Consider the following 13056-nt stretch of genomic DNA (forward strand, 5'->3'; position numbering starts at 1 on the left):
GCGGTGAGTGATCACCGTACCGGTTCGATTCCGGTCCTCGGCATTATAATATGCGCCCATAGCTCAACTGGATAGAGTGTTTGACTACGGATCAAAAGGTTAGGGGTTCGACTCCTCTTGGGCGCGTTAATTAAACGGGAAGTAGCTCAGCTTGGTAGAGCACTTGGTTTGGGACCAAGGGGTCGCAGGTTCGAATCCTGTCTTCCCGATAATTATCAAATAAAATACGGGGCCTTAGCTCAGCTGGGAGAGCGCCTGCTTTGCACGCAGGAGGTCAGCGGTTCGATCCCGCTAGGCTCCATTTCATTTGAATAATGAATATCTTTTTCGCGGTGTAGCTCAGCTGGCTAGAGCGTCCGGTTCATACCCGGGAGGTCGGGGGTTCGATCCCCTCCGCCGCGATTTTTAAGAGCCTGGACCTTTAGCTCAGTTGGTTAGAGCAGACGGCTCATAACCGTCCGGTCGTAGGTTCGAGTCCTACAAGGTCCATTGTGGCGTTGTAAGTTCCATATGGAGGATTACCCAAGTCCGGCTGAAGGGAACGGTCTTGAAAACCGTCAGGCGGGTAAAACCGTGCAAGGGTTCGAATCCCTTATCCTCCTTTTTAATATTATCGCGGGATGGAGCAGTCTGGTAGCTCGTCGGGCTCATAACCCGAAGGTCGTAGGTTCAAATCCTGCTCCCGCAATTAAAAAACTAAAAACACTGGTTCCGTGGTGTAGGGGTTAACATGCCTGCCTGTCACGCAGGAGATCGCGGGTTCGATTCCCGTCGGAACCGCCATGCGGGTGTAGTTTAGTGGTAAAACCACAGCCTTCCAAGCTGTTGTCGCGAGTTCGATTCTCGTCACCCGCTTTTAGTTTTTTATGGGCCTATAGCTCAGCTGGTTAGAGCGCACGCCTGATAAGCGTGAGGTCGATGGTTCGAGTCCATTTAGGCCCATTAGTACAAAATCTTATTGGTTTTGGGGAAGTACTCAAGTGGCTGAAGAGGCGCCCCTGCTAAGGGTGTAGGTCGGGAAACCGGCGCGAGGGTTCAAATCCCTCCTTCTCCGTTTCAATATTTTACCTGGCCCGTTGGTCAAGCGGTTAAGACACCGCCCTTTCACGGCGGTAACACGGGTTCGAATCCCGTACGGGTCATTATAAGATTTACATGGAGGATTACCCAAGTCCGGCTGAAGGGAACGGTCTTGAAAACCGTCAGGCGGGTAAAACCGTGCAAGGGTTCGAATCCCTTATCCTCCTTTTTAATATTATCGCGGGATGGAGCAGTCTGGTAGCTCGTCGGGCTCATAACCCGAAGGTCGTAGGTTCAAATCCTGCTCCCGCAATTAAAAACTAAAAACACTGGTTCCGTGGTGTAGGGGTTAACATGCCTGCCTGTCACGCAGGAGATCGCGGGTTCGATTCCCGTCGGAACCGTTTGGCTCGGTAGCTCAGTTGGTAGAGCAATGGATTGAAGCTCCATGTGTCGGCAGTTCGATTCTGTCCCGCGCCATTATGCGGGTGTAGTTTAGTGGTAAAACCACAGCCTTCCAAGCTGTTGTCGCGAGTTCGATTCTCGTCACCCGCTTTTAGTTTTTATGGGCCTATAGCTCAGCTGGTTAGAGCGCACGCCTGATAAGCGTGAGGTCGATGGTTCGAGTCCATTTAGGCCCATTGTTTTATTTTATTATTGGCCCGTTGGTCAAGCGGTTAAGACACCGCCCTTTCACGGCGGTAACACGGGTTCGAATCCCGTACGGGTCATCTGAGATACTTTTTTAAGTATCTTTTTCTTTTTTTTCTGAGAGAATGGTTTCAATCAGCTTAGCAAAATTATCCAGTAAAGATAATTTGGTTAAGCTTTTTTCTTTACTTAAAAAACACGAGGTATTTTTTCGCTGAAAACGTAAAAAAAACGAGCGTAAAATCATTTTATCTGCTATACTTGGTTCGTTGCAAGTTCCCGAAAGGATCCGTGAAACGGAGATGCCTTGTAACCGAATTTAACTAGGGGGAATCACTATGGGAGAAAGACATTTATTTACTTCAGAATCAGTTTCTGAAGGCCATCCAGATAAGATAGCTGACCAAATCAGCGATGCGATCTTGGATGCAATTATAGAACAGGACCCGAATGCGCGTGTAGCGTGCGAAACTTCTGTTACGACTGGGCTTGTTTTAGTATTTGGAGAAATTTCTACGACTGCTTATGTAGATATCCAAAAAGTAGTACGCCAAACTATCAAAGAGATTGGCTACACACGTGCAAAATTCGGATTTGATGGAGATACAGCAGCTGTATTAGTTGCGATTGATGAACAATCTCCAGATATCGCACAAGGTGTAGATGAAGCACTGGAAATCCGAGATGAAGATAAGAAAGATGTATTAGATGAGATTGGGGCAGGAGACCAAGGACTGATGTTTGGTTTTGCAGTAGACGAAACACCTGAATTGATGCCATTACCAATCGCTTTAAGCCATCGTCTGGTACGTCGTTTAGCAGAATTACGCAAATCAAATGAATTAACTTACTTGCGTCCGGATGCTAAATCACAGGTAACTGTAGAGTATGATGATAACGGGCAACCTGAACGTGTAGATACGATCGTTATCTCAACACAACATGATGATGCGGTTGACAATGAAACAATTCACCGCGATGTCATTGAAAAAGTGATTAAGGAAGTCATTCCAGCTGAGTTACTAGATGAAAAAACAAAATATTATATCAATCCTACTGGTCGTTTTGTTATCGGCGGACCTCAAGGAGATGCCGGTCTGACAGGAAGAAAAATCATTGTTGATACGTATGGCGGATATGCTCGTCACGGCGGCGGTGCTTTTTCAGGGAAAGATGCCACAAAAGTAGACCGTTCAGCAAGTTATGCAGCGCGTTATATTGCGAAGAACATCGTTGCAGCAGGACTTGCACGCAAAGCTGAAGTCCAATTGGCATATGCGATTGGTGTTGCACAGCCTGTCTCAATTTCAATCAATACTTTTGGCACATCTGAAGTACCAGAAGAAGAACTGATCGCAGCGGTTAGAGAAAACTTTGATTTGCGTCCAGCAGGTATTATCGAAATGCTTGACTTGCGTCGACCAATCTACAGACAAACAGCAGCGTATGGACATTTTGGCCGTACAGATGTTGATTTGCCATGGGAACACACAGATAAAGTAGATGCATTAAAAGCAAGCTTAGCTAAATAATCGGCTGATAACTGGGATGATTGCCAACAGGTAGTCGTTCCAGTTTTTTGCTCATCTACAATTTCATAGAAGATCTGCTTCTTTTTTTTGGTCTGAAAAACTGATTGAGGATAAAGAAAAAAGCGAATAAAACAAAGGAGGAAAAATATGGAGAGAAAAACAAATGTAACATTAGTCACTATCAGTGTATTCATTGCTACTTTCATGACAGCGATCGAAGGGACGATTGTCACGACTGCGATGCCGACGATCGTAGGTTCACTTCACGGAATGGAGATCATGAATTGGGTATTTTCGATTTATTTACTGACGAATGCGATGCTGACACCGATCTACGGCAAATTAGCAGACAAGATCGGGCGTAAGCCGATTTTTATATTTGGTACGCTATTATTTATTATCGGTTCGTTGTTCTGTGGGCTTTCTCAAACGATGCTTGGACTGATCGCAGCCCGTGCAGTTCAAGGAATGGGTGCCGGAGCGATGATGCCGGTAGCTTTAACGATTATCGGGGATCTTTACTCTATGGAAAAACGTGCGAAAGTCTTAGGATTGAACAGTTCTGCCTGGGGGATTGCCAGTGTCTTCGGTCCGTTGGCTGGCGGGTTTATCGTAGATGCATTGAGTTGGCATTGGATCTTTTTTATCAATGTACCAATTGGACTTTTACTGATCGTACTGATCTGGCTGTACTTGAATGAACCTGCGATCGAACGTGAAGCAAAACCGATGGATATCTTAGGAAGTTTCAGCTTGATGCTGACGCTCGTCTCATTACTCTTAGGGTTTCAGCTATTGGGAGATCAGGGAATCACACCTTTAGTGATTGGTTTATTAGTAGGAAGTCTCCTTTTACTTGGTCTTTTTGTGGCAGCAGAAAAGCGAGCGAAGGATCCAGTGATTATGCTGGATTTATTTAAAAATCCGCTTTTTGTTGTGGTGAATATAGCAGCTGCTTTAGCGAGCGGTTTTTTGATGGGAATCGATGTCTATATCCCCATGTGGATGCAAGGAGTTCTGGGACTGAATGCTGCGGTCGGAGGACTGGTATTAGCGCCTTTATCACTAGTATGGATGGTCGGCTCATTCTTAGCCAGCAAGTGGATGACTCAAATGTCTACAATCTGGGTATTGCGAATTGGTCTGCTGATTGCAGCAGTCGGTGGTGCATGGTTGTATCTGATGCCATTTCACAGTAACTTCTTATGGTTTTTTGCTATTTCGACAGTGATTGGTGTTGGCTTAGGGATCACCATGACGACCTCGACTGTGAGTGCACAAAACAGTGTCTCTCGTGAACAGCTTGGGGTAGCGACTTCATTTAATACATTAGTGCGGACGATCGGTCAGACAGTGATGGTCGCGGTCTTCGGATTGTTGATCAACGGAGTGATGCAAAGAGAACTTGCCGCAACAGAATTGACCAACGATCCAGATATCATGAACAAATTAGTCAATCCACAAACAGCAAAACAACTTGATGCAACGCTTATCACTCCGTTAAGAAAGATTCTATATGATGGCTTGCACGCGGTTTATCTAGCAGGGCTTTTACTGGTAGTCATTGCTTTGTGCTTAACATTTTTCGTTCGCAAAAAAAGTGATAGAATAAAGCAGTAGCTTCGCGCAAAGCGAGAAATCAGGATTTATGAGAAGAGTATTCAAGAAGCTGTTCTTCAGTGACAAGGAATATTTCTTTCATCATCTCTAAATAAAGGAAGGCAGAAAAATGGCATTTATTCAAGCAAACATTTATTCAAATATATTAGAAATGGAAGTCAATCTGAACGTGATTCTTCCACAAAAAACAAAAAAAGTGATCGGGACGAGTTCACAACAGGAAACAACAGATGTTCCAGTATTGTATCTGCTTCATGGGATGGGCGGTAACCACAGTGTGTGGGAACGACGCTCTTCGATTGAAAGATATGCATCCCATTATGGGCTAGCAGTGATCATGCCGTCTACGGATCAAGGCTGGTATACAGATACGACATATGATATGAATTACTGGACCTTTATTTCAGAAGAACTGCCTGAAATCTGCCACGAGCTGTTTCCGCAACTAACGAAAAAACGAGAAAAAACATTTGCTGCAGGGTTATCGATGGGCGGATACGGAGCCATCAAACTAGGGCTGGCAAAATCAGAAAATTTTGCTGCCGTTATCTCTTTGTCTGGAGCAGTTTCAGTGGGCAATCGAATGGATGACTTGTTGATGGTCCGAAAAGCAGCATTCTGGGAAGGGATTTTCGGCCCGTTAGATCAAGTCAAAGGATCGGTCAATGATCCGCAGCGTCTTTTAGAGGACTTGGCAAACAGTAACAAACCGGTCCCTAGAATCTATCTTGCGTGCGGCGAATCTGATTTTCTTTATCAGGCAAATGAAGAAATGGCTGCAGCTATCAGAGAAAAGGGAATGGACGTGACCTTTGAGCATGGTCCAGGCGAACATAACTGGGTGTTCTGGGATCAGTGGATTCAGCGGGCACTTTCTTGGCTGTTTACAGAAAAATAAAAGAGAACGATTCCGAAAAAATGATCGGAATCGTTCTTTTTTTATTTTTGAACACTTAATCCTAGAAGGAATGTTTCAACACTTGTAAGAAATACTTCTTTTCCATCTACTGCTACATGGGACATGATGCTTTGTGTGAGGCCGTTTAGCTGATGATCGTTGACATACTGGCGCATATAAGAAACAGTGTCTTTCAATAGGACGTTTCCTTTGATGATTTTTTGTCTAAGCTGTTGTTCGTGCTGCTGGTCCATCAGCTGACCGACTAGAAGATTGTGCAAAGCGGAAATCGCTTGATGGCTACGCGCAACAGAAAACCCCTCGTTCACTAAAATCTGGATCATTTGCTCCAGATGTTCCAAACGGCTTGGAAAAGCAGGGACTGTGTGGATCTCTAATTCTGCGCCGCAAGGAAACTGCGTATAAAGATCGTAGTAATTTTCCATAAACTGCAGCAATTGTTCTTTCCACGGTAATGTGGGATCAGGTATCGCTAATCCATTTTCCATTGTCTCTGCCATTTTTTGCAATAACTGCTGTTTATTCTTGAAATACCAGTAAAGTGCAGGTGCTTGGACATTCGCCGCTTTTGCTAAGCTACGCATCGAAAGCTGGGAAAGTTCCTGTTTTTCTGCCAGTATATCAAAGGCAGTCTGGATAATTGTTGCTTGTGAAAGCTTGGGTTCCATTTTTATCATCCTCGTCTGTTGCATTATCTTTTTAATCATGGTACATTTTTAGTCGGTCTAATTTTACAGTGTTAAATTAAGGCTGTCAATTTATATAAAGGGGTGTAAATAACGATGAATCTAATCTTAAGACATGCGAAAAAATACAAAGCGGCTGTTTTTATTTCGTTATTGTCTGTGGCGATCATGGTTGCTGCAGCTTTATGGCAACCAAAGCTTCTACAACAAGTGCTGGAAGCAATTATTACGGAAGACAACGATGAGATGAAAACGATCGGTATCTATCTGATCAGTCTGGCATTGTTGGGATTAGCGGCAGGTGTGACGAACACGATTTTCTCCGCTAAAGTGGCACAAGGTGTGAGTGCAGATATTCGCGAGGAAGCCTTTCGTAAAATCCAGTCTTTTTCATTTGGGAATATCGAACAGTTTTCTGCCGGAAATCTCGTAGTTCGTTTGACGAATGATATTACGCAAATTCAAAATTTAGTGATGATTTCCTTACAATCATTATTTCGGATTCCATTTTTGTTTATCGGTGCATTCATTTTGGCTATGGCTACTTTGCCTCAATTATGGTGGATCATTGTCGCACTTATTATTACAGTATTTGTGATCACTGCACTTTCTTTTACCAGAATGGGCAAGCATTTCATGATCATTCAGAAACTGATCGATAAGATAAACAGTATTGCAAAAGAAAACCTAGTGGGTATCCGTGTGGTGAAATCTTTTGTACAAGAAGAAAACCAGCTGAATTCTTTCAGTAAAGTCAGTGATGATCTGACGAAGCACAATATCATCGTAGGTACGCTGTTTTCAGTGATGATTCCTTCTTTCATGCTAGCTGCGAATCTAGCTGTCGTCGGCGCGATTTTCTTTGTCAGCAATTTGGTCAAAGATGATCCGACATTGATTGGAAGCATCGCATCCTTTATGAATTATTTGATGCAGATCATGATGGCTATCATCATTGGTGGGATGATGATGATGATGACCTCAAGAGCTGCTGTATCTTTGAAGCGGATAAAAGAAATCCTTGAAACAGAACCAGATCTAACTTATTTGGATGTTCCGGAACAAGATTTGACCGGCTCAGTAAGATTTGATCATGTTTCATTCCGATATCCCGGTGACGAAACGGATACGTTGAAAGATATCAGTTTTTCGATCGAACCAGGAGAAATGGTGGGGATCGTCGGTGCGACTGGTGCTGGTAAATCAACCTTAGCTCAGCTGATCCCCCGATTATTCGATCCGACAGAAGGGACCGTTGAAGTAGGCGGGGTGGATTTACGAAAAGTAAATGAGAAAAGCTTACGTCATACAGTCTCCTTTGTTTTGCAAAAAGCTATCCTGTTTTCTGGAACGATCGCACAAAACCTGCGGCAAGGTAAAAAAGACGCAACACCACAGGAAATGGAACGTGCCTCAGCGATCGCACAAGCACAAGAATTCATCGAGAAGCTGACGGATCGTTATGAAGCACCAGTGGAAGAAAGAAGCAGTAATTTTTCCGGTGGGCAGAAGCAGCGGTTGTCCATTACACGAGGCGTGATCGGCAATCCCAAGATCCTGATTTTAGATGACAGTACGAGTGCCTTGGATGCTCGTTCCGAAAAATTAGTCCGTGAAGCATTGGATCGGGAGCTAAAAGGGACAACTACGATCGTGATCGCTCAAAAAATCGCTTCAGTAGTCAAAGCCGATCGTATTTTGGTTTTAGATGAAGGAAGATTAGTCGGTGAAGGTACGCACGAAGAATTAGCAGCCACTAACCGGGTATATCAGGAAATTTTTGAAACACAAAAAGGAACGGAGGAGTAACCATGACTGATTTAATTAAAGCGGGCAAATTTTTCTATTACTATTTAAAACGGTATAAGGTCTCCTTTTTCTTTATTTTTGTCACAGTGATTGCTGCGACCTACTTGCAGGTCAAAGCCCCCCAGTATATTGGGGAAGCTTTTCAGGAATTAGCCAATTATGTAGCTGGTCTGATGCAAGGGGTCGATGATAAAAGCAAGTTTATTGCGATTATTTGGAAATTACTGCTATTTTATGTATTGGCAAGTGCGGCTAACTTTATTTACAGTATTTTGTTTACGCAAGTGGTCGGAAAGTCAACCAATCGGATGCGTATCGGGTTATTCAACAAACTAGAAAAATTAACGATCCGTTTCTTTGATTCTCATCAAGACGGAGAGATCTTAAGCCGATTCACTAGTGATCTGGATAATATCCAAAACAGTTTGAACCAAGCACTCCTTCAAGCAATCACCAATGCGGTACTGCTTGTGGGTATCTTGATCATGATGTTTAGACAAAACGTGGAATTAGCTTGGGCAACGATTGCTTCGACACCAGTAGCAGTCCTGATCGCGGTCTTGATCATTCAAAAAGCAAGAAAATATGTCGATCTGCAGCAAGACGAAGTAGGAAAACTGAATGGTTATATGGATGAAAAAATCAGCGGACAGCGCGTGATCATTACGAATGGTCTGCAAGAAGAGACGATCGACGGGTTCTTGGCGCATAACCAGAGTGTTCGACAAGCTACATTTAAAGGACAGGCTTATTCCGGCTTGCTTTTCCCAATGATGCAGGGGATGTCACTAGTCAATACAGCGATCGTCATTTTCTTTGGCGGCTGGCTGGCATTGAATGGGAATCTAGAGCGGTCTGTTGCATTAGGATTGGTCGTCACATTCGTGCAGTATTCACAACAGTATTACCAGCCATTGATGCAGATTTCTTCTGGCTACAGCATGATCCAGTTAGCCATCACAGGTGCAAGAAGACTGAACGAGATGTTTGACGAAAAAGACGAAGTGAAACCTGAAAATGGCCAAGCATTCGATGGAATCGAAAAAGGCCTTGCTTTACAACACGTGGATTTCGGCTACTCGCCTGATAAATTGGTGCTGAAAGATGTTTCTATCCATGTAGACAAGGGAGAAATGGTTGCATTAGTTGGTCCGACTGGTTCAGGGAAAACAACGATCATGAACCTGCTCAACCGTTTCTATGACGTGAACAAGGGCGCGGTAACGATCGACGGAAAGGATATTCGCGAGTTCGATCTTGATGCGCTGCGCAAACATGTCGGAATCGTTTTGCAAGAATCTGTTTTGTTTTCTGGAACGATCAGGGACAATATCACATTCGGCAAACCTGATGCTACGGATGAAGAAGTGGTCGATGCAGCCAAACAAGCAAATATCCACGACTTTATCATGACATTGGAAAAAGGCTATGAAACAGAAGTATCAGAAGAAAACAACCTATTCAGTACAGGGCAAAAGCAGCTGATCAGCATCGCTCGGACCATCATTACGAATCCATCCTTGCTGATTCTGGACGAAGCGACGAGTAACGTGGATACTGTCACAGAAGCAAAAATCCAAAAAGCAATGGATGAAGCTATCAAAGGAAGAACCAGTTTTGTCATTGCTCACCGGCTGAAAACGATCTTGAATGCAGATCGGATCGTAGTTTTGCGTGATGGCAAGGTCATTGAAGAAGGCAGCCATCATGAGCTGTTAGCAGAAAATGGATTCTATGCTGAGCTGTATCATAATCAGTTTGTATTTGAGTAAAGAGGCTGTGAGGTCATCTAGCTTCGCATGAGATGGGATGTTTTCTGAAATGAATGTTCCATATTATTTACGCGAAACAAATCTGCTAGGCCTCAGCTAGTCTTAATAATCTTCACTACCAAAAAGGAGGTGCGACAAAAATCTTGTCGTACCTCCTTTTTTTCGAATAAATTGTGTTCCATCTGCTGCTTCTCGGCAATAAGTTCACTGAACAAGAAAATATGAGGAGCTTTTTTCTGTTCAGTGTCCTTATTCCTTAAAGCAGAGCGCAGTTGTCACAACCTCTTCACTAAACGGTGTTCAAGGAGACAGCCTATCGGCAATAAGGCACGATTTTGTAAAATATGGGAAGCTATTTTTCAAAATCGCTTCTTATCGCTCAAGGCTGAACGTCTCTTTCACGACCTCTGGTTCACGGTGTTCAAAAGCTTGCATCTGCGGTAATAAGCCTAACCAAACAAAAAATATGGAGAACTATTTTTGTTTGGCTGTTCTTATTACTTGATGCAGGACAGCTTTTTCACAACCTCTGATTCACGGTGTTCCAGAAGTAGCTTCTTCGAAAATAAGCCGAGATTCTACAAAAATTTAAGAAGCAATTTTCGCAAATCCCTTCTTATTTCTTGAAGCTGCCCACTTCTGTCACAACCTCTTTTATACGTATCTCTTTTTTTCGATACAATAAAGGATCGGCGGCTGGTTTTTCTGATTGATGAATTGATAATTCAATACATTATATTGTGCTTGAGGCAAATTACGGCAGAATTCCTGCACCATGTCAAGTTCCTGCTGTCCGCCTTCATGACCATAATAGACGACTAGGATCAAACGACCGCGGGGAACAAGCCGTTTTAATATTTCTTCCATCGCGATTTTTGTTGTTTCCGGTAAAGTGATCACGGCTTTGTCGCTTTTTGGAAGATAGCCTAGATTGAAGATTCCCGCTTTGATCGGCTGATCTTCGCGGATCACTTGTCCTAGCGTCTCATGGCCTTGTAAATACAAAGAAACGCGATCATCCAATCCACTGTTGAGTTTTTGGCGGGTAGCTGATAGTGCTTCTTGCTGGATGTCGAAACTGTATACATGTCCCGTTTTACCAATCTGCTCTGCCAGAAAAACCGTATCATAACCGTTTCCCATAGTTGCATCGATCACGTGATCTCCTGGCTGGAGGATTTCTTTCAGCAAAGTATGACTGAAATGCAAAGCTGTTTGCAGCATTAATTTGTCACCTTTTCTCTCACATTGTATTTTCCTTGGAAACTGTCTCTGCGGATAAGTTCCTCGTCAATGGCATTGAGCACTTCCCATTTCTTCAAACTCCACATCGGACCGATCAAGGAATCCCAAGGTGCATCTCCCGTCAAACGATGGATGATGATTTCTTTCGGGATCATCTCCAGCTGGTCGCAGATCACATTGACATAATCGGGGCGACTCATCAATTGAAGACGTCCTTCATGGTAATCTCGAAGCATTCTTGTTTTGCGCATCAAATGCATCAGATGCAGTTTGATTCCTTGGATATCTGAATCTAAGATCGTACGTCGCACATTCTCACGCATCATCTCCAGCGATTCTCCAGGAAGACCGTTGATCAAATGCGTACATACTCGGATATTGTGTTTGCGCAGCTTGCTGACGCCCTCCAAGTAGGTTTCATAATCATGGGCACGGTTGATCATTCGAGAAGTCTCTTCGAATGTCGTCTGTAACCCTAATTCGACCCATAAATAAAGGCGCTGATTCAATTCAGCAAGATAATCGACGACTTCATCTGGCAAGCAGTCAGGGCGAGTACCGATCGATAATCCGACAACACCAGGAAGATTGACCACCTGTTCAAACCGTTCCCGGATCACTTCAACGGGCGCATGTGTATTGGTAAAGTTTTGGAAATAAACGATATATTGCTGGACATTTGGCCATTTTTGATGCATCATATCGATTTCTTTATGGAATTGGACAGGAAGCGGATCTTCTGGTGCTACGATCATATCTCCTGATCCGGAAACGCTGCAGAAAGTACAGCCTCCATGAGCGACTGTCCCATCGCGGTTAGGGCAATCAAAGCCGCCATCGATAGGAACTTTGAAAATCTTTCCTCCAAATTCGTTTCTCAAGGCATAATTCCATGAGTGGTATCGTTTGTTTCCTTCTGAATAAGGAAAATCCATCAAATATCCTTCTTTCTTCATTGGTTGTGCTTACTCAACTGTGTGTATTGTTTGTAAATCGGATATGTCAGACATAGCCAGGAGAGGCTCAGTAAAAAGCCGCCAGTGATATCACTAGGGTAATGGACCCCTAAATAGATCCTGCTGATGCCGACACTTATTATGATAAACGCCATCACGAATTGAAGCAATGTGCATAGTCGTTTTTTTCTGACAAGAATAGGCATCAAAAAGAAAAGAGAGCCATATAAGATCATACTGCCAGCAGCATGCCCACTAGGGAAACTATAGCTTGTTTCTGTGACCAAATGTGGGATCGTCGGACGTGCCCGCATAATCAGCAATTTGACAAGTGGATTGATAATCCCGGCTATCACGAGAAAATTTGAAGCGAACCAGATCATCTCAGGCCGTTTTTTCTGCCACCATAAAAATAAAAAGCCGCCTAAAAATATAAGAATGACAATCAGCGGATTTCCCAGCTTTGTGATGAAGAGCTGATAGCCATTCCATGTCGGATAGGGTGCACGAATAATCCGAGTGATCGTCTGATCGAATCCGGAAAGCCACGAGATATGGAATCTGACGATGTAGGTCAAAGTTAAAAAGGATAGCAAGAATATCCCGCCAGCCACTTGAAAAGTTGTTTTGTATTTCATATCATTCCTCCTTCTCAATAATGCCTTATTATAGCATTTCCGGCCGAATAAAAAACAGACTTTCGGTAATCCGTGAGGGAAGGTAACGAAGCTCGACAAATCGATATCTTGTATGAAAAAAATAACTGTAACAAAACGGAAATTTTTTAGTAACAAAACAGACATAATCGGATCGTTGAAAGAAATCCCTTTATTTTATAGAGGGAGA

Annotated in this window: 9 protein-coding genes, 19 tRNA genes and 1 riboswitch; of the genes, 24 read left to right on the forward strand and 4 right to left on the reverse strand. The window is 43.4% G+C overall.

Annotation, left to right across the window (positions count from 1 at the left end):
* The first annotated feature begins 52 nt into the window (after positions 1 to 52).
* The 22 genes from G7Y42_RS11875 (at position 53) to G7Y42_RS11980 (ending at position 5721) form a co-directional block, all read left to right on the forward strand.
* Positions 53 to 126, forward strand: a tRNA-Arg gene (locus G7Y42_RS11875).
* A gap of 9 nt (positions 127 to 135) precedes the next feature.
* Positions 136 to 209, forward strand: a tRNA-Pro gene (locus G7Y42_RS11880).
* Positions 210 to 228: 19 nt separating this feature from the next.
* A tRNA-Ala gene (locus tag G7Y42_RS11885) sits at positions 229 to 301 on the forward strand.
* Between the two features lie 27 nt (positions 302 to 328).
* Positions 329 to 402, forward strand: a tRNA-Met gene (locus G7Y42_RS11890).
* Positions 403 to 415: 13 nt separating this feature from the next.
* A tRNA-Ile gene (locus tag G7Y42_RS11895) sits at positions 416 to 489 on the forward strand.
* A gap of 23 nt (positions 490 to 512) precedes the next feature.
* Positions 513 to 602, forward strand: a tRNA-Ser gene (locus G7Y42_RS11900).
* 12 nt (positions 603 to 614) lie between these two features.
* Positions 615 to 688 (forward strand) — tRNA-Met (locus G7Y42_RS11905).
* Between the two features lie 19 nt (positions 689 to 707).
* Positions 708 to 783: transfer RNA gene (locus G7Y42_RS11910), tRNA-Asp, on the forward strand.
* A 1-nt stretch (position 784) separates the two neighbouring features.
* Positions 785 to 855: transfer RNA gene (locus G7Y42_RS11915), tRNA-Gly, on the forward strand.
* Between the two features lie 13 nt (positions 856 to 868).
* Positions 869 to 942: transfer RNA gene (locus G7Y42_RS11920), tRNA-Ile, on the forward strand.
* Between the two features lie 24 nt (positions 943 to 966).
* A tRNA-Ser gene (locus G7Y42_RS11925) sits at positions 967 to 1054 on the forward strand.
* 16 nt (positions 1055 to 1070) lie between these two features.
* Positions 1071 to 1142 (forward strand) — tRNA-Glu (locus G7Y42_RS11930).
* Between the two features lie 15 nt (positions 1143 to 1157).
* Positions 1158 to 1247: transfer RNA gene (locus G7Y42_RS11935), tRNA-Ser, on the forward strand.
* 12 nt (positions 1248 to 1259) lie between these two features.
* Positions 1260 to 1333: transfer RNA gene (locus G7Y42_RS11940), tRNA-Met, on the forward strand.
* Positions 1334 to 1351: 18 nt separating this feature from the next.
* Positions 1352 to 1424 (forward strand) — tRNA-Asp (locus G7Y42_RS11945).
* 3 nt (positions 1425 to 1427) lie between these two features.
* Positions 1428 to 1500, forward strand: a tRNA-Phe gene (locus tag G7Y42_RS11950).
* 4 nt (positions 1501 to 1504) lie between these two features.
* Positions 1505 to 1575 (forward strand) — tRNA-Gly (locus G7Y42_RS11955).
* 12 nt (positions 1576 to 1587) lie between these two features.
* A tRNA-Ile gene (locus G7Y42_RS11960) sits at positions 1588 to 1661 on the forward strand.
* An 18-nt stretch (positions 1662 to 1679) separates the two neighbouring features.
* Positions 1680 to 1751, forward strand: a tRNA-Glu gene (locus G7Y42_RS11965).
* A 184-nt stretch (positions 1752 to 1935) separates the two neighbouring features.
* Positions 1936 to 2012: riboswitch (SMK box riboswitch) on the forward strand.
* On the forward strand, positions 2010 to 3203 hold the full coding sequence (metK, locus tag G7Y42_RS11970) for a methionine adenosyltransferase (protein ID WP_165006149.1): 1194 nt from the start codon (positions 2010 to 2012) through the stop codon (positions 3201 to 3203). Its footprint overlaps the riboswitch before it by 3 nt.
* A gap of 147 nt (positions 3204 to 3350) precedes the next feature.
* Entirely contained in the window at positions 3351 to 4823 is a 1473-nt protein-coding gene (locus G7Y42_RS11975; protein WP_165006150.1) for an MDR family MFS transporter, read from the forward strand.
* Positions 4824 to 4932: 109 nt separating this feature from the next.
* Positions 4933 to 5721, forward strand: coding sequence for an alpha/beta hydrolase family protein (locus G7Y42_RS11980; protein WP_165006151.1), 789 nt, complete (start codon positions 4933 to 4935; stop codon positions 5719 to 5721).
* Positions 5722 to 5762: 41 nt separating this feature from the next.
* On the opposite strand, the gene G7Y42_RS11985 is transcribed toward G7Y42_RS11980, so the two are convergent.
* Complete coding sequence (locus G7Y42_RS11985; RefSeq protein ID WP_165006152.1) at positions 5763 to 6410, reverse strand: TetR/AcrR family transcriptional regulator C-terminal domain-containing protein; 648 nt, start codon at positions 6408 to 6410, stop codon at positions 5763 to 5765.
* A 114-nt stretch (positions 6411 to 6524) separates the two neighbouring features.
* Between G7Y42_RS11985 and G7Y42_RS11990 the strand changes: the two genes are divergently transcribed.
* Positions 6525 to 8237, forward strand: a complete 1713-nt coding sequence (locus G7Y42_RS11990; protein ID WP_165006153.1) for an ABC transporter ATP-binding protein — start codon at positions 6525 to 6527, stop codon at positions 8235 to 8237.
* A 2-nt stretch (positions 8238 to 8239) separates the two neighbouring features.
* On the forward strand, positions 8240 to 10009 hold the full coding sequence (locus tag G7Y42_RS11995) for an ABC transporter ATP-binding protein (protein WP_165006154.1): 1770 nt from the start codon (positions 8240 to 8242) through the stop codon (positions 10007 to 10009).
* Positions 10010 to 10663: 654 nt separating this feature from the next.
* On the opposite strand, the gene G7Y42_RS12000 is transcribed toward G7Y42_RS11995, so the two are convergent.
* The 3 genes from G7Y42_RS12000 to G7Y42_RS12010 are packed head-to-tail and all read right to left on the reverse strand — an operon-like array spanning position 10664 to position 12848.
* Positions 10664 to 11233, reverse strand: a complete 570-nt coding sequence (locus tag G7Y42_RS12000; RefSeq protein WP_165006155.1) for a class I SAM-dependent methyltransferase — start codon at positions 11231 to 11233, stop codon at positions 10664 to 10666.
* Positions 11233 to 12189 carry a TIGR01212 family radical SAM protein gene (locus G7Y42_RS12005; protein ID WP_165006156.1) on the reverse strand — a complete coding sequence of 319 codons (957 nt, stop codon included), beginning with the start codon at positions 12187 to 12189 and terminating at the stop codon, positions 11233 to 11235. Before G7Y42_RS12005 ends, G7Y42_RS12000 begins: the two co-directional genes overlap by 1 nt.
* Positions 12190 to 12206: 17 nt before the next feature.
* Positions 12207 to 12848 carry a phosphatase PAP2 family protein gene (locus G7Y42_RS12010; protein WP_165006157.1) on the reverse strand — a complete coding sequence of 214 codons (642 nt, stop codon included), beginning with the start codon at positions 12846 to 12848 and terminating at the stop codon, positions 12207 to 12209.
* Positions 12849 to 13056: the final 208 nt, after the last annotated feature.

Source organism: Enterococcus sp. ZJ1622 (genome assembly GCF_011038845.1).
Classification (GTDB): Bacteria; Bacillota; Bacilli; order Lactobacillales; family Enterococcaceae; genus Enterococcus_B.

Bases quoted from the DNA above. Each gene is read 5' to 3' on its own strand.
- G7Y42_RS11975 (WP_165006150.1), top strand. From the start codon at position 3,351: ATGGAGAGAAAAACAAATGTAACATTAGTCACTATCAGTGTATTCATT.
- G7Y42_RS11990 (WP_165006153.1), top strand. From the start codon at position 6,525: ATGAATCTAATCTTAAGACATGCGAAAAAATACAAAGCGGCTGTTTTT.
- G7Y42_RS12010 (WP_165006157.1), bottom strand. From the start codon at position 12,848: ATGAAATACAAAACAACTTTTCAAGTGGCTGGCGGGATATTCTTGCTA.
- G7Y42_RS11995 (WP_165006154.1), top strand. From the start codon at position 8,240: ATGACTGATTTAATTAAAGCGGGCAAATTTTTCTATTACTATTTAAAA.
- G7Y42_RS11980 (WP_165006151.1), top strand. From the start codon at position 4,933: ATGGCATTTATTCAAGCAAACATTTATTCAAATATATTAGAAATGGAA.
- G7Y42_RS11985 (WP_165006152.1), bottom strand. From the start codon at position 6,410: ATGGAACCCAAGCTTTCACAAGCAACAATTATCCAGACTGCCTTTGAT.
- G7Y42_RS12000 (WP_165006155.1), bottom strand. From the start codon at position 11,233: ATGCTGCAAACAGCTTTGCATTTCAGTCATACTTTGCTGAAAGAAATC.
- metK (WP_165006149.1), top strand. From the start codon at position 2,010: ATGGGAGAAAGACATTTATTTACTTCAGAATCAGTTTCTGAAGGCCAT.
- G7Y42_RS12005 (WP_165006156.1), bottom strand. From the start codon at position 12,189: ATGGATTTTCCTTATTCAGAAGGAAACAAACGATACCACTCATGGAAT.